Source organism: Microcoleus sp. PH2017_28_MFU_U_A, from assembly GCF_020738035.1.
Taxonomy (GTDB): Bacteria; Cyanobacteriota; Cyanobacteriia; order Cyanobacteriales; family Microcoleaceae; genus Microcoleus.
This window is the reverse complement of record NZ_JAEQCX010000145.1, coordinates 1-15126: the sequence shown is the minus strand read 5'-3', so window position 1 is coordinate 15126 and position 15126 is coordinate 1. Positions and strand designations below refer to the sequence as shown.

Annotated in this window: 16 protein-coding genes; 11 read left to right on the top strand and 5 right to left on the bottom strand. The window is 45.3% G+C overall.

From position 1 onward, the window contains the following. Positions 1–493: 493 nt before the first annotated feature. Positions 494–1621: a cobalt-precorrin-5B (C(1))-methyltransferase CbiD gene (gene cbiD / locus JGK14_RS30345; RefSeq protein ID WP_325315855.1), complete on the top strand. Its 1128-nt coding sequence runs from the start codon at positions 494–496 to the stop codon at positions 1619–1621. A gap of 335 nt (positions 1622–1956) precedes the next feature. After that, positions 1957–3570: a glutamine-hydrolyzing GMP synthase gene (guaA, locus tag JGK14_RS30340; protein WP_325315854.1), complete on the top strand. Its 1614-nt coding sequence runs from the start codon at positions 1957–1959 to the stop codon at positions 3568–3570. Between the two features lie 215 nt (positions 3571–3785). Here the strand turns inward: guaA and JGK14_RS30335 are convergent, their stop codons facing one another. The 5 genes from JGK14_RS30335 to JGK14_RS30315 all read right to left on the bottom strand — a co-directional run bounded on the left by JGK14_RS30335 (position 3786) and on the right by JGK14_RS30315 (position 7741). Beyond that, positions 3786–4418: a hypothetical protein gene (locus JGK14_RS30335; protein ID WP_325315853.1), complete on the bottom strand. Its 633-nt coding sequence runs from the start codon at positions 4416–4418 to the stop codon at positions 3786–3788. Positions 4419–4528: 110 nt separating this feature from the next. Further along, positions 4529–5056: a hypothetical protein gene (locus tag JGK14_RS30330; RefSeq protein WP_293186466.1), complete on the bottom strand. Its 528-nt coding sequence runs from the start codon at positions 5054–5056 to the stop codon at positions 4529–4531. A gap of 27 nt (positions 5057–5083) precedes the next feature. After that, positions 5084–5530 carry a hypothetical protein gene (locus JGK14_RS30325; RefSeq protein ID WP_293186465.1) on the bottom strand — a complete coding sequence of 149 codons (447 nt, stop codon included), beginning with the start codon at positions 5528–5530 and terminating at the stop codon, positions 5084–5086. After that, on the bottom strand, positions 5527–7443 hold the full coding sequence (gene mnmG, locus JGK14_RS30320; RefSeq protein ID WP_293186463.1) for a tRNA uridine-5-carboxymethylaminomethyl(34) synthesis enzyme MnmG: 1917 nt from the start codon (positions 7441–7443) through the stop codon (positions 5527–5529). Before mnmG ends, JGK14_RS30325 begins: the two co-directional genes overlap by 4 nt. 55 nt (positions 7444–7498) lie before the next feature. Further along, positions 7499–7741, bottom strand: coding sequence for a hypothetical protein (locus JGK14_RS30315; protein WP_325315852.1), 243 nt, complete (start codon positions 7739–7741; stop codon positions 7499–7501). Positions 7742–8004: 263 nt separating this feature from the next. On the opposite strand from JGK14_RS30315, the gene JGK14_RS30310 reads away from it, so the two are divergent. The 9 genes from JGK14_RS30310 (at position 8005) to JGK14_RS30270 (ending at position 14760) form a co-directional block, all read left to right on the top strand. Then, positions 8005–8340: an NADH-quinone oxidoreductase subunit K gene (locus tag JGK14_RS30310; protein WP_293198789.1), complete on the top strand. Its 336-nt coding sequence runs from the start codon at positions 8005–8007 to the stop codon at positions 8338–8340. Positions 8341–8348: 8 nt separating this feature from the next. Then, on the top strand, positions 8349–9791 hold the full coding sequence (locus JGK14_RS30305; protein WP_293198791.1) for a cation:proton antiporter: 1443 nt from the start codon (positions 8349–8351) through the stop codon (positions 9789–9791). Between the two features lie 291 nt (positions 9792–10082). Then, entirely contained in the window at positions 10083–10466 is a 384-nt protein-coding gene (locus tag JGK14_RS30300; RefSeq protein WP_293186457.1) for a Na+/H+ antiporter subunit E, read from the top strand. Next, on the top strand, positions 10463–10714 hold the full coding sequence (locus tag JGK14_RS30295) for a hypothetical protein (protein WP_293143050.1): 252 nt from the start codon (positions 10463–10465) through the stop codon (positions 10712–10714). Before JGK14_RS30300 ends, JGK14_RS30295 begins: the two co-directional genes overlap by 4 nt. Next, positions 10711–11013, top strand: a complete 303-nt coding sequence (locus JGK14_RS30290) for a monovalent cation/H(+) antiporter subunit G (RefSeq protein ID WP_293186455.1) — start codon at positions 10711–10713, stop codon at positions 11011–11013. Before JGK14_RS30295 ends, JGK14_RS30290 begins: the two co-directional genes overlap by 4 nt. After that, positions 11010–11612: a DUF4040 domain-containing protein gene (locus JGK14_RS30285; protein WP_293327634.1), complete on the top strand. Its 603-nt coding sequence runs from the start codon at positions 11010–11012 to the stop codon at positions 11610–11612. Before JGK14_RS30290 ends, JGK14_RS30285 begins: the two co-directional genes overlap by 4 nt. Then, positions 11609–12271 (top strand): Na(+)/H(+) antiporter subunit B, encoded by a 663-nt coding sequence (locus tag JGK14_RS30280; protein WP_293220615.1) that lies wholly within the window; start codon positions 11609–11611, stop codon positions 12269–12271. The genes JGK14_RS30285 and JGK14_RS30280 overlap by 4 nt, the downstream gene beginning before the upstream one ends. Positions 12272–12421: 150 nt before the next feature. Further along, positions 12422–12556: a hypothetical protein gene (locus JGK14_RS30275; protein ID WP_293186473.1), complete on the top strand. Its 135-nt coding sequence runs from the start codon at positions 12422–12424 to the stop codon at positions 12554–12556. A 305-nt stretch (positions 12557–12861) separates the two neighbouring features. Then, entirely contained in the window at positions 12862–14760 is a 1899-nt protein-coding gene (locus tag JGK14_RS30270) for a M48 family metallopeptidase (protein ID WP_293186450.1), read from the top strand. The last annotated feature ends 366 nt before the right edge of the window (positions 14761–15126 follow it).

The following is a 15126-nucleotide window of genomic DNA, read 5'->3' as shown; positions in this document are numbered from 1 at the left end:
TATTCCTGTAGTTTTAGGACTGTGGACTAAAATTACTAACGTAGATGTCTAACATTGACTACTTTTGGGTAGCTTTGTCCAGGTTTTTACGAGCGGTTGATGCGAGGAAAAAGGGTGCAAGGTATGTCGAAGATAGCCATAACCATCTTGTTTTTTGAACCTGTTTACAATATTTGTACTTGATTCCGGGAAGCGGTGTCTCAGTCTAAGCGCACTCGCGATTGATGCTCCCGATAGCTTTGGTTCACGAGATTCCGGGTTTTGTGAAGATACCGCCACGTGCGCGTAAGGCTTCGGTGTGGGTTGTTGACGATCGCACCTGAAAAAAAATGTTGCTTGCTTCAAGACAACAGGCAGGACAAAATTCTTGCTTGACAAAAATGAGGCTAACTGCTAATAATATCAAACCCTAGAATGAAGCTTAAGTGCTTGAGGGGTATCACTACCACACTGTGATGTCGATCGCCGACTAATTTAAGGATTTCTGCATTTTGTGACAAAAACTCAACCTTTATCCGGGTATACACTGCCAGTATTTGCCTGTGCGGCCGCACTTGCAGCTTTGCGGTGCTTGCGCGTAGGTACTCAGTCTGTAGGTAGCGTATCAGTAGATTTACTGGAACCGCCAATTACGGCAGAAATTGCGATCGAACAAGCATCTGTACTCAAAACTGGTACAGCTTTAGGCGTGACTCGCTCCGATCCGGGAGACAACCTCGATCTGACTCGCAATACACCCGTTTGGGCAATGGTGGAATTGCTCGGAGAGGCGGAGGGAGAGGGGGAGCAGATTGTGATTGTCGGGGGCGAGGGAATTGGACATCACAAAGTAGGTGGTGGAGCGGCAATCTATGATTACGCGATGCGACTGCTGCGATCGAATCTGAGCCGAGAACTCGCACCGGGAGAAAGAATTACTGTCACCCTAATTCTGCCGTCAGGGCGCCAACTCGCCACCCGCACTTCTAACGAAGCTTTCGGCGTCGTCGAAGGACTTTCGCTGCTGGGTACAACTGGGATTTCTCAACCCCTGAGTGCCCCCGGACAGTTGGAAATTTACCGCGAACAACTGCAACAAAAAGCCGAACTGTTTGACACTTTAGTCTTCTGCATCGGCGAAAATGGCTCCAATTTGGCGCGACAACTGGGCATCGATCCGCAGCGGCTGGTGAAAACTGCTAACTGGCTGGGCCCGCTACTGGCAGAGGCTGGATGTCAGGGCGTGCGATCGATCTTGCTGTTTGGCTATCACGGCAAATTGATGAAATTGGCGGCGGGGATTTTTCACACTCACCACCACCTCGCTGACGGGCGCCGGGAAATTTTGACAGCTTTCTGTGCTAAAGCTGGAATGCCCGCAGATGCGTGTTCTGCGATTTTTGCTGCGGCGACAGCCGAAGAGGCTCTCGGCCAACTGCGGGCTCTAGATGCGGCAACTGGCAGCCATTGGGTCGATCGAATTTACGGCGACATCGCCCGAGAAATCGACTTGCGATCGTCCGATTGCATTTTCACTCATACTAACCAGCGTATCCCCGTGGGTTCAGTGATGTTTGGGCGCGATCGCAAAATTATTGTTAAAAGTGACATAGGGGATACATTTCTGACCCAAATTTGTTAATGTAGTGTGAATATCCCTGAATTCTTTTTAAAAGAGCGATCGGGGATAATATTTAACAAGTAATAATTCTCAGTCCCTAGATCTTAATTATACTAGGTTGCTGCTTGACGCAATTTCTGATGCAAGAGTTCAATTAATTAGAGTAAATGTCGAAGTGAATCTATGCTTACCGCAAGCCCTATTAATCGAGTAACGTCGCTGAGAGCAATCTAGTACAAATAAGATTTATTTCTAGCGACTAACGGTCGCTCGCATCGATCAGTATTAGACTGAGGCGGCGACAAATACCTCCGCTACGTTCAGCCCAATTAGCAATTAGCAACTACGCAATTACCGTGACTACTCAAATAGAAACTGAATCCGACCTCACCAATTCTTCTCTGGGGCAAATAGACCGCCAGATGATCGTGATTCTCGACTTCGGTTCGCAATATTCCGAACTGATTGCTCGACGCATTCGCGAAACTCAAGTATATTCAGAAGTTATTTCTTACCGCACTACGGCAGAACAGTTAAAAGCTATCAATCCTAAAGGAATTATTCTTTCAGGAGGCCCGAGTTCTGTATACGATGAAAGAGCTCCCCAATGCGACCCGGAAATTTGGAATCTGGGAATACCAGTGTTGGGCGTCTGCTACGGGATGCAGTTGATGGTAAAACAACTCGGCGGGACTGTTGAGCGGGCTAAGTTGGCCGAATACGGCAAGGCATCGCTATTTATTGACGATCCGACGGATTTGCTCACAAATGTCGAAGAAGGCGCGACGATGTGGATGAGCCACGGAGACTCCTGTAGCGAGTTGCCGACTGGTTTTGAGATTCTCGCTCACACGAACAATACTCCGTCTGCTGTTGTTGCTCACCACGAGAAAAGTTTATACGGGGTGCAGTTTCATCCAGAAGTGGTTCACTCGATCGGCGGACAAGCTTTGATTCGCAATTTTGTTTACCATATTTGCGAGTGCGAACCGACTTGGACGACAGCTACTTTTGTTGAGGAAACTATTCGCGAAATTCGAGCCAGAGTGGGAGACCAACGAGTTTTGTTGGCTCTATCTGGCGGGGTTGATTCTTCAACATTGGCTTTTTTGCTGCACAAGGCGATCGGCGACCAACTTACGTGTATGTTTATCGACCAAGGGTTTATGCGGAAGTACGAACCGGAACGGTTGGTGAAATTGTTTCAAGATGAATTCCACATTCCGGTGCAGTACGTTCTAGCTCGCGATCGCTTTTTGGCTCAACTTGAAGGCGTTACCGATCCTGAAGTAAAACGCAAGCGGATCGGCCACGAATTTATCAGTGTATTTGAAGAAGAATCGAAGCGCCTCGGCCCCTTCGATTACCTCGCTCAAGGTACTCTTTACCCGGATGTAATTGAGTCGGCTGACACGAATGTAGATCCGAAAAGCGGCGAACGAGTTGCTGTTAAGATTAAAAGCCACCACAATGTGGGCGGATTACCTAAAGATTTGTGTTTTAAGCTGATCGAACCGCTACGAAAGTTGTTTAAGGATGAGGTGCGAAAAGTCGGTAGATCGATCGGGCTTCCCGAAGAAATCGTCAACCGACAACCTTTCCCGGGCCCGGGATTGGCGATTCGGATTACGGGAGAAGTTACCGCAGAGAGGCTGAATATTTTGCGGGATGCTGACTTCATCGTGCGCCAAGAAATCAACCGCCACGGATTGTACAACGAACTTTGGCAAGCTTTTGCAGTTTTGCTCCCGATTCGCAGTGTAGGCGTTATGGGCGATCAGCGCACCTATGCTTACCCAATTGTTCTGAGATTTATCAAAAGCGAAGATGGGATGACGGCTGACTGGGCGCGGGTTCCATACGATTTGTTGGAATTGATCTCGAACCGGATTGTGAATGAGGTTAAGGGCGTTAACCGGGTGGTTTACGATATTACTTCTAAGCCACCTGGTACGATCGAGTGGGAATGATTGCTAGTTAGGGCGATCGAGTAAATCAGACGTAGGATGGAAATCGCGCCTACACAGACAAAACCCGCACTTTGTTTGTCTAAGGAACGAAAATTTAATAACTTACACAAAGAAAGTGGGATGGGCGTCCCGCCCGTCTTTTCTGGACGGGCGGGACGCCCATCCCACAATAATTAAAATTGTAAGTTATTTAATTCTCATTCCTAAGCGCGGTTTCAACCGCCGTCTGATATGTTCGCGTCAGCATCTAACATCAATTCGCACTGTTTAAATACGTAATTAACAGCCGCAAAAAGTCGATCGAGTTCTTGAATGGTGTAAAAAGTGCGGTTGCGAGTAAAGATATTAGCTTCTAATTTTCCAAACTGCCACCTGTCTCCGTTAGAAGCAATTCCAAATAGAGTTTGTGCGGGATTTTCATTCATTTTTTGAGCGGCAATCATTTCGGCAATGCACTGTCCCCAGCCAGCTTCAAAGTTATCTTGTTTCGCTTCAATCAAGACGAAATAAGGGCGATCGAAAACAATATTTCCTAAGGGAGATTTCTTAGCTAAGATATACTCTGGAAATCCGGTTAAATTTTGATCGTATATTAGAGCTTTATGACTCCATAAAATCAGCTTTTGTCGGTAGCACTTCCAAACTTCTTTGAGAAGTGGATAAATCAGATTTTCGCAGATAGCAAATTCCGAACAGTCGGCGGCACCTTCTTCCATGACTATTTCTAAGTCTTCTCGAAAGTAGTCAGGAATATTGAATTCGGTTTCAACTATAAAGTTGGACTGAGTGTAGGTAATTTGAAATTCTTTGAGGACTGCATCAATGGTTTTGCAAGCACTGAAGGGCATAGTTATTTCCTGTGAAAACTATTAAAATTTGGTCAACAACGGTTGTATTTTCATCGTCACAAAACCTAATCTCGAAGTTGGTTAATTCATTAGACATCAATATAACAAAGTTAACCCACAACCAGAAGCTCATTCAGCTTATTTTTTAAGTCGGGAGATGCCATTAATGGATTATAAACTTCCCCCTCGTAGGGTTGCCAAACATAACTAGAACTAAATGGTCGAAAAACTGGTAAGGTTTCTCGCCCCTGAATAAGTTCTTTTGCTAAAACTAATCCGGGAAGAGATAAGTTTGACAAATCCTCAATCAATTCACTGTAAGTTCTAAATTCATCAACTTCAACACCAACCAAAGCATAGCGAAACGATGGAGCAAACCGTAGAGTGTGATACAGTAAAATCCCTAACTCTGTCATTATATAAGCACTTTCAGGGCTATCTATTCCCACTTGACTAATATTATTTGGATAAACTCGACACCACCAGTTTTGATCGATATCTTGAAAAGTGTCTGTGCGACACAGGCATTGGCGATCGTTTGAGAGTAGCCATTCTATTTTCTCAAAGTGTTGAGCAAATTTATTAACATTGCTTTCATCTGAGCCACATTCTGCCGATAAACTGAATATCCATGCCATTGTTATAGACTCCTATGATATATGAGATTAATCAACTCTTTCCCAATCATTTTGGGTGTTTGCCAATGCGGCCTCGTACATTTCCAGAGACATTGTAGCTCTTGGCAAGATGCTAACGTGCGTCGGGCTATCTTGGACAGCCTGCAAATCTCCAATAATTTTTATGTCATCAATTTGCCATAGAGAGTCTTTTCCAGTCCCACCAAATTTTGTAGGTCTGCGAAATGCTGGTAAACTTTCAATTGAAATGGAAACCGACATTCCCTTTGTATTCCTGACAGCAACAGCAACCAACTCTCCTCGAAACTCACGTTCTAACTCTGCTAACAAATAGCCTTGCTCATTCAGATAACCTGTGGGCATTTGCTCAATATCTATGTCAATACCAGGTCTTACCCCTAGTAATCTAGCACTGCGACCTATTTTCGGCTTACCATTTTGCTCTGCCATGCCACGATAGTAAAGTTTATTCATTTTCCCATAGCAGCCGGCTGCTTGCGGTTTTGCACTTCCAGATAAATCAACAAAGCATTAACATCAGCCGGATTCACCCCGCCAATTCTCGCTGCTTGGCCAATAGTCAAGGGTCTAATTTTAGTCAACTTCTCCCGCGACTCCTTCGAGAGAGTTGTAATTGCCATATAATCCAAATCCGCAGGTAATTGGCGGCGTTCGTGTTTGGCAATGTCATCGATTTGATTTTGCTGTCTTTGCAAATAACCGGAGTATTTGAGTTCTATTTCTGCACCATCTTTCTCAGCTAGTTTTAGACTGGAATTGCCTAAGTTGTAGCGTTCTAAATCGACGTAGTGAAAACCGGGACGGCGCAGCAAGTCGGCGAGAGTTATTGAACCTTTAATCACTTGTTGAGTGTCAGCAAAAATTGCTTTGCCAACCTCTTCGTGTTCTTTGACGCGAGTTGAGTACAAACGGGCTTTTTCCGCGACAATATTAGCTTGTTTGCGATCGAATAACTCCCAGCGCCGATCGCCAATTAAGCCAATTTCCCGTCCAAGCGGGGTCAAGCGTTGGTCGGCGTTGTCCGATCGCAACAACAGCCGATATTCCGATCGCGAAGTCAACATCCGGTAAGGTTCCCGCAAATCCTTCGTACACAAATCGTCAATCAAAGTGCCGATATAACTTTGCTCGCGGGCAAACACAATCATCTCCTGATTCTTCGCAAACCTAGCCGCATTAATACCTGCGACAATCCCCTGTGCAGCCGCCTCCTCATATCCCGTCGTACCGTTCACCTGTCCCGCGCAAAACAGCCCTTCAATCTTCTTAGTCATCAGAGTCGGAAAGCACTGAGTTGCAGGCAAATAATCGTACTCCACAGCATAAGCAGGGCGCATCATCTCGCACTTTTCCAAACCTGGAAGAGTCCGCAGCATTTGCAATTGCAAACTTTCCGGCAAACCAGTCGAAAATCCTTGGATATAAAGTTCAGGAATATCCCTACCTTCCGGTTCAATAAAAATCTGGTGGCTTTCCTTATCTGCAAAGCGCACGATTTTATCTTCAATACTCGGACAATAGCGCGGGCCTTTCGCATCAACCCAACCGCCGTAAACTGGAGAAAGGTGCAAGTTGTCTCTAATTAACTGGTGAGTTTCGGGCGTGGTTCGAGTTAAATAGCAGGGCATTTGTTCGCGTTCCACCCAGACTTCTGGATCGAAACTAAACCAGCGAACATCTGCATCTCCCGGCTGCGGTTCCAGGTTTGTGTAATCGAGAGTGCGTTTGTCAACTCTTGCCGGAGTTCCTGTTTTTAACCGTCCGGTTTCAAAGCCCAAACGGTTGAGAGTTTCTGTCAAACCGACGGCGGCAAATTCTCCGGCGCGTCCGGCGGGCATCGACTTGTTGCCCACCCAAATTGTGCCACCTAAAAAAGTGCCTGTGGTGAGAATTACGGCTTTGCATCCAAAGCCGACGCCGAAGTAGGTTTCAACGCCGATTACTTCTTCGTTTTTGCCCAAAACTAAGTCTGTAACCATCGCTTCGCGGACGGTCAAATTCTCTTGATTTTCGACAATATTATTCATGACGGCGGCGTATTCCCGCTTGTCTGTCTGGGCTCTCAGCGCCCAAACTGCGGGGCCTCTCGAAGCGTTGAGGACGCGCTTTTGTAGATAAGTGCGATCGGCCATTTTGCCGATTTCTCCACCTAGGGCATCGACTTCGTTGGTAAGTTGAGTTTTAGCGGGGCCGCCGACGGCTGGGTTGCAGGGTTGCCACGCAATTTTGTCGAGGTTGAGGGTGAGTAAAAGCGTGCGGCATCCGAGGCGAGATGTGGCGAGGGCGGCTTCGCAGCCGGAGTGTCCGCCACCTACTACGATGATGTCGAAACTGTCTTGGAATTGTACGGAGGTTTGTGCGGTCATGGTCTGCATTTGAGCGGCAAGGACTCGTACTTTATTTTAGCAGTAATTTGGATAATTAGGTAAGCATAAAAAGACCATAATATTTGGCAAATAATTGGTGAACGGGCGACAATTCCACCGACAAAAAACAAATCAAAAAAATATTTTTTTGTGGAACAGGCAAGATGCATGTTCCGCAGCCGGGGATAATTTCACCCCAGAATAAATCAAAAAAATCCTTTTTTTGTGGAACGGGCATCTTGCCAGTTCCGAAGCGGGCTCCACTCAGCGCATCACTTTGAATAGAAATATCATTCATTGTACTCCCATTCCAGTGTATCGGGCGTGCGATCGCCCGATCGCCCTGCACGCGCGATCGCCCCAGTTACACTCTGTACTCCCATTTAAAATCAGTACCAAAAATTAACATAACTTTACGATAGCTTCCCAACCTCGATCGCATTACTTGCCAAGTCAATCTAAAATCCCAAATCTAAAATCTAAAATCGATCGACTCGCCCTACATTAGTAGCACCCAAGTAATGTATCATTGTCACCAAACCCTAAGCAACAAAACTTTCCGTGTTAGAAGCCTTCGTATTTGCCACAGTATTGTGCGGATTTTTTGGTATCATCCTTAAAAAGAACCTGGTGATGAAGATCGTCTCTATGGACGTAATGAGCACCGGTGTAATTGCCTATTATGTCGTGGTTGCATCCCTCAATGGCTTGTTCACGCCAATTATGGGAGATGTCAAAAATAGAGCTTTCGCCGATCCAGTCCCCCAAGGCATCATCTTAACTGCGATCGTCATCGGCTTTTCGATTCAAGCCCTGATGCTGGTAGGTGTGATGAAGCTAGCACGGGATAATCCCACATTGGAAACCAGCGAGATCGAGAAAAATAACACGCCGTAAACCCATCCATGAATATTATTACGATCGCTTGGCTGACCATACCATTTTTTATCGGGTTCGTCATTTATCTACTTCCCAAGCTTGACAAATATCTCGCATTAGCAGTCACCTTTGTTTCAGCAGGCTACGCACTACAACTATTTCTCGAAAAGTCGCCCCTCCAACTAAAATTACTAGATAATTTCGGCGTTCAAGTAGTTGCCGATCAGTTGGGCGCCTACTTTATCTTGACAAATGCCCTAGTAACTGCTGCGGTGATTTTTTACTGTTGGCACAGTGGTAAATCAGCCTTCTTTTACTCCCAGATGATTATTCTGCATGGCAGTATAAATGCTACCTTTATCTGTGCAGATTTTGTCAGTTTATACGTCGCCCTAGAAGTCAGCGGGATTGCAGCTTTTCTGTTAATTGCCTATCCTCGCACCGATCGCTCTTTATGGGTAGCCCTGCGCTATCTGTTTATCAGCAACACCGCCATGCTATTTTACCTCGTGGGCGCGGTGCTAGTCTATCAAAAACATAATTCCTTTGTTTTTGACGGTTTAAAAGGTGCGCCACCAGAAGCTTTAGCCCTAATTTTTCTGGGATTATTGCTCAAAGGCGGGATTTTTGTATCGGGATTCTGGCTGCCACTAACTCACTCAGAATCAGAAACCCCAGTTTCAGCATTACTCTCAGGAATAGTCATCAAAGCTAGTATCTTACCTTTGTTGCGCTGTGCTTTGGTTTCCGACGATCTCGGTACTATCGTCAGAATATTTGGCGTGGCGACAGCTTTAATGGGAGTATCCTATGCCATCTTTGAAAAAGATACAAAACGGATGCTAGCGTTCAGCACAATTGCCCAGTTAGGCTTTATTCTAGCAGCACCGGAAGTCGGTGGTTTTTATGCGCTGACTCACGGTTTAGTTAAATCAAGCCTCTTCTTAATTGCCGGTTCCTTACCAAGTCGCAACTTCAAAGAACTGCAATCTAAGGCGATCGATCCAAAAATTTGGATAGCCTTAGTAATCGCCAGTCTCTCCATTTCCGGCTTTCCTTTGTTGGCAGGATTTGGGGCAAAAGTGTTGACCTTGAAAAGTGTAGCACCTTGGCAGGCGATCCCTATGAATATTGCGGCCGTAGGTACAGCTATAACCTTCGCCAAATTAATCTTTATCCCGCGCGGCGAGAAACAAGAAGTCAAGCCGGGTTTGTGGCCAGCAGTCATCCTCTTAATTGGCGGGCTAATTATCGCAAATGTGGTGTACTTAGATGCTTATAGCATTGAAAGTATCATCAAAGCAGTGGGGACGATCGCGATCGGGTGGCTGATTTATGTTTTAATTATTAAACGGTTAGCGATCGCCCTGCCGCGTGCAGCCGAGCAATTCGATCATCTGGTAGGTGTGATGACTCTAACCTTGATCGTACTGTTTTGGATGGCATTAGCGACAGGAACCCACACTTAAACAATCGAAATTGCGATCGGATGCACCTCAGTTTGGTAAATATGTGTGTAGGGGCGAAGCATGACCGCAGTAAATATGAGATTATCAGTAATAGCTTATATGCGGTCATGCTTCGCCCTCTTCAAAAACCAGATGCAGCCTTGCGATCGCTCGCAGTAAGGGTATGCAAGAGATATCTAGTAAAAGTAGAAAGTATCTTGTAATTATCTGTGTTTATCTCTGTTTATCTGTCTGACATCTGCGGTTGTTGCACATCAAAGATTTATGCAAGAAGTCTAAGAAGGAAAAAAGATGATTGGAAGTTTGATATTGCGATTGACAATTTGGTTTTTGCTTACCGCCGATTTCACCGTGCCAAATATCATCATTGGTATAGCGATCGCATTTCTCCTACCCCGCGGCAATACATCCCCGGAAAGGATCAAGGAATGGCTAAGTATGCTCAAAAAAATCCTGATTGCGATTCCGGTAGCATACATTGAGGCCTTTGAAATTATCATTCGTCCCCATAACGGAGAAGACATGATTTTGGAACGGGCAAAAATGAAAAGATCGCCGATCATGATATTTTTGGATGTATTCCTAATCACGTTTACCCCCAAAACAATTGTGGTGAGACACAACCAAGAAGGCTGCTACGAAGTTCACCGGGTTTTCCCGATTAAAAAACCATGAATTTGCTCTTAATTGCGATGATTGCAGCCATGCTCATCCCCATGTACGAGGCATTGACGGATGATGATATTTGGCAGAAAATGTTAGCCTTGGGCAGTATTTCCACCAAGGCAGGAATTATGACTTTGTTCATCTCTGTCTTGCGGGACGATTGGATGATTGGCGCTGTAGGGGCGATAATCCTGACTGTGGGAAATGCGGGATTAATGCTGTTAGCACACATAATAAAACGAATGGATGATTTATGATTGATGTGGTGAGTTATGTATTTTTTGGTGTAGGAATATTCTTCTGGTTTTGGGGAACTTCTCACCTAGTCGGCAAGCGATCGGTATTATTTAAGTTACACAGTCTTTCGGTTGCCGATACCTTGGGTTCGATCCTAATCGTTGTCGGGCTGCTGATCAAAATACCTAGTAGATGGCCGCTACTAACTTTAGCAATTATTTCCTTGGCAATCTGGAATACAATGCTGGGATATGTGTTTGCACACTGTTCGAGTGAAGAGGCAGAAAATCAGAAGGAGTTTCCAACAGAGACATTATGAATGATGATAGCTATATCTATATCTTAACTGCGCTGTTGCCCTTGGCTGCTTGTATGGTAGTAGTTCAAGCTAATCCCTACCATGCCCTAGTCATTCGCGGCATATTAGGCGCGATCGCAGCATTGGTATATTCAGTGTTTGGGGCGGCGGATGTGGCATTGACGGAAGCCTTGATGGGTACGATGCTGGCAATAACCCTGTATGCGGTGGCAGTGCGATCGTCCTTGGTGATGCGTTTGGGCGTGTTGGAAGATGAGACAGTCGAGTCGGATGGCGATGTTTTGAAAGTGGAGTTGACTGTAGAGAGTCCCCGCGATTTTAATTCATTGATGAAGGATTTTCGGCGGATTTTTAGCAAGTATTATCTCCGCATTGAGGTAGTACCTTTCACCAGTCTGGAGGGTTTACATCGCGCCCTGATGGAGAAAGAAATTCATGCAACTTGTGTGCCTGTGTTAGATAGCGATCCCGAAACCAAACATTATCAAACTGTGACTAGAATCCAACGGCTTTATGACATCATGCAGGTCGAAATTTCATCAGTAAATACCAGTCTGACTTACAAAAATGCTACGGATTTAGCGGAGGATTATCAATGAAATGGGTTTACATTGCGGCGGGGATAGTGCTTTACATTAAAATGCTATTTTTTGCCAATCCAACATCAGGTTTATCAGGTTTGGCGATCGTAGAACTACTTGTCAAAGATAGCGGGATTCCGAATGTCGTATCGGCGATTATTTTCCGCAATCGCCTTTATGACACGATTTTTGAAGTGGTGGTATTTACGATCGCCATTATGGGCGCTAATTTTCTGTTAGCCACGGAAAGACCATCCTGCACAATTTATCAGTTTACGGATCAACCTTCAATTGTGTTAGCCCGTTTGGGAGCGACTATTGCGGCTTTGGTGAGTATTGAATTGTCACTGCGGGGACATTTGACTCCGGGAGGCGGTTTTGCGGCGGGTGTTGCGGGGGGAACTGCGATCGGTTTGGTGGCGATTACTTCGTCATCCGAGTGGATGCAACGGATTTACGATCGATCGCACGCGGCGACTTGGGAGAAGATTTCGGTATTGGTTTTTGTGGTGTTGTCTGCGATAACTTTGTGTGGGTACGAGTTGCCGCACGGACAGTTTGGGGCATTAGTTAGTGGTGGTGTAGTGCCTTTGCTGAATATTTTGGTGGCGATCAAGGTTGCTTTGGGTTCGTGGGCGGTGGTGTTGATTTTTATTCGCTATCGCGGTTTGTTGTGATGGATTTTTAGGGGATGTTGATGAGATTCTCATTCAACCATATAAGTCGCTACAAATTCCCGCGTAACAATTGTTGAAAAGACTCAGCTACTGTTGTCTGCACCCGTCACTCTATTTCGTTAACAGCAATCGTTGAAACCAGGTAAAACGATGATAGTCCGACAACCCCGCTACAGCAAAGAAGAATTTGTCAAGGCGGGCGATCGGATTTATGAATCTCAAGTCCGCCCTCAAGTCGAGACAGGCGATCGCGGTAAGATAGTGGCGATCGACATTGAGACATGAGCTTTGGCGCGATCGCACTATATAAAAAGAGCGATCGCAACTTCCCAATTCATCTCGCGGACAACTCCCATCAATTTTTGTAAACACTGCCCGACCATCCAAAAAAATTGAATTAGGATGGGTGGGAATAATAATTCATCTTGACTTAAACAGCATTTACAGCATTGAGTTTAACCTATAAAGGTTATTGGTTGGCATCGACGAGTTATTAGCGCTGGTTATGCAAAACCAGAAACATCGAGTCCATCATACTTTTGTGCAATTAATGCAATTGGCCATCAGCACATATAAAACAACTGTTTCCTATGGCAATCAATCAGAAAGAGTTTGATAAATTAGTCAAAAATTTGGAAGAATTCTCGCAGCGTCATCCGGGAAGTTACCGCTTGCGAGTAGCCCTGTTTGCCGTATTAGGTTATGCCTACATCTTTTTAATACTTGCTGGATTATTCGCACTGATCGGGCTGTTAGTCTTTGTGATGATGTTTAGCCATCACATCAATGGTTACATCATTAAGTTTGGCATTTTGTTACTGATTCCGGCATGGGCAATTGTGCGATCGCTCTGGGTAACTTTCCCCCATCCTCAAGGATTGAAACTGAGTCGCGATCGAGTTCCTCACTTATTCGGCCTGGTAGACGAATTGACCGCTAAACTTGAGGCTCCCCGATTCCACAACATCTTGTTGAATCGAGAATTCAATGCAGCAGTCGTTCAAGTTCCGCGGCTCGGTATCTTTGGCTGGCAAAAAAACTACTTGCTTCTGGGACTTCCCCTGATGCAGTCCTTGTCTTTGGAACAATTTAAAGCCGTTCTGGCACACGAATTAGGACATCTCTCGGGCAATCATTCTCGCTTCGCGGCATGGATTTATCGAATTCGCAAAACCTGGTTGCAGATTTACGAACGGTTATACCAGAGCGACCAACATGGAGCATCAAAGTTGTTTAATAGCTTCCTAGAATGGTATTGGCCTTCCTTTAATGCCTACTCTTTTACCCTAGCACGGATGGATGAGTACGAAGCCGATCGCTGTGCAGCCCAACTCGCTGGAGTACGCCATGCGGCTGAGGCGCTAATTAATGTAAAAATCAAAGCCCGTTTTCTAGAAAGTTCCTTTTGGTTAGATATCCACAAGCAGGTTGCAGATCGGGTCGATCCGCCGGACAATGCTTATTCTTCTATGTTAACTTTCCTGCACGGTGCGATCGCAGAAGCACAGACCAATCTATGGCTAGAGCAGGCTCTGGCAGAAAAGACCGATAATGCAGACACCCATCCCTGTCTGAGCGATCGACTCAAATCCCTAGGTTATCTGAGGACTCGATCGCCAAAATTGCTTCAGTCAGTAACCATACAAACCAGTGCAGCAGAACATCTTCTCGGAAACAGCTTAGAACAGTTTGCTACCCAGTTCGATCGCGATTGGAAAGAAGCAGCATCAACACCTTGGCGGCAGCAGTATGCTTACCTCCAAGAAATCCAAAGTAAACTGCAAGCTTTAGAGCAAAAAGCACAAGTGCAAACACTGGATGAACGAGAAGCATGGGAACGAGCCCATTACACATTAGAAGTGCGAGGTGGTGAAGCAGCAATTCCCTTGTTGCAAGATGTCTTAAAAACTCACCCCGATTGTGCAGAAGCCAACTATAGCCTCGGGCAGATCTTACTGCAAAAGGACGATCTAGCAGGTATTGCTTGCCTGGAAAAGGCTATGACACAAAGGATAGATTGGGTAATAGACGGGTGCCAGCTAATTTACTGTTTTTTCTGGCAACGAGGTCAAACTGACAAAGCAGACAAATATCGCGATCGAGCCGAGAAGCATTCTCAGTTGATGCTCAAAGCTCAACAGGAAAGAGCTAGCGTGAGCGATCGCGACCAACTCAAACCTCATACTCTGAAACCATCAGAAGTAGATGAACTCAAACAACAGTTGGCTCCCTACTCACAGGTTCAAGAAGCTTATTTGGTAGAGAAAATTATCACCTACTTTCCCGAAAAACCTTTCTGTATCCTAGGAATCGTTCGCAAACGAGGTTTGATAGAAAGTGAGAATGCGGATCAAAATGTGGCCGAGCTGCTGGCTAAAAGTTTGCAGTTTCCTGGTCAAGCTTATGTCATCATTTTGAATCACAGTAGTTCCGGCAATTTGCAAAAAAAGATGTCCGTGGTGGAAGGGTCTTTAATCCTGAAACGTTAGTGCTATCAGTTTTCAACATTGAAGCTCACTTTATGCGCTACAACCAACCCCATATACCGCTGCATCGAAGTTCTATCGTTTACCCAGTAGACCTTCCTCCGGAATAGTTAGGGTATAATCTATAGCGGTTATCAGAAAGATTCGCGGACGTTGTTGGGAAGAAGGCCCTATACGTCTGGGTGGTTTATAAGCTGTCAATTATACCTCATCTTTTTGAGAAAGGCTATACCTAATTATAGATGTAAGTTTTGGGTAAAATGCTAGGCTTTGCTGAATCAAGATATGAATGCCCCAGGAATGGGAATATCATCAAATTTCAAGTAATGTATTAATAATTTAATAGAATGCTTGAGCATTTCCTCACAT

Bases quoted from the DNA above. Each gene is read 5' to 3' on its own strand.
- JGK14_RS30335 (WP_325315853.1), bottom strand. From the start codon at position 4,418: ATGCCCTTCAGTGCTTGCAAAACCATTGATGCAGTCCTCAAAGAATTT.
- JGK14_RS30330 (WP_293186466.1), bottom strand. From the start codon at position 5,056: ATGGCATGGATATTCAGTTTATCGGCAGAATGTGGCTCAGATGAAAGC.
- JGK14_RS30325 (WP_293186465.1), bottom strand. From the start codon at position 5,530: ATGAATAAACTTTACTATCGTGGCATGGCAGAGCAAAATGGTAAGCCG.
- mnmG (WP_293186463.1), bottom strand. From the start codon at position 7,443: ATGACCGCACAAACCTCCGTACAATTCCAAGACAGTTTCGACATCATC.
- JGK14_RS30315 (WP_325315852.1), bottom strand. From the start codon at position 7,741: ATGAATGATATTTCTATTCAAAGTGATGCGCTGAGTGGAGCCCGCTTC.
- JGK14_RS30305 (WP_293198791.1), top strand. From the start codon at position 8,349: ATGAATATTATTACGATCGCTTGGCTGACCATACCATTTTTTATCGGG.
- JGK14_RS30300 (WP_293186457.1), top strand. From the start codon at position 10,083: ATGATTGGAAGTTTGATATTGCGATTGACAATTTGGTTTTTGCTTACC.
- JGK14_RS30295 (WP_293143050.1), top strand. From the start codon at position 10,463: ATGAATTTGCTCTTAATTGCGATGATTGCAGCCATGCTCATCCCCATG.
- JGK14_RS30290 (WP_293186455.1), top strand. From the start codon at position 10,711: ATGATTGATGTGGTGAGTTATGTATTTTTTGGTGTAGGAATATTCTTC.
- JGK14_RS30285 (WP_293327634.1), top strand. From the start codon at position 11,010: ATGAATGATGATAGCTATATCTATATCTTAACTGCGCTGTTGCCCTTG.
- JGK14_RS30280 (WP_293220615.1), top strand. From the start codon at position 11,609: ATGAAATGGGTTTACATTGCGGCGGGGATAGTGCTTTACATTAAAATG.
- JGK14_RS30275 (WP_293186473.1), top strand. From the start codon at position 12,422: ATGATAGTCCGACAACCCCGCTACAGCAAAGAAGAATTTGTCAAGGCG.
- JGK14_RS30270 (WP_293186450.1), top strand. From the start codon at position 12,862: ATGGCAATCAATCAGAAAGAGTTTGATAAATTAGTCAAAAATTTGGAA.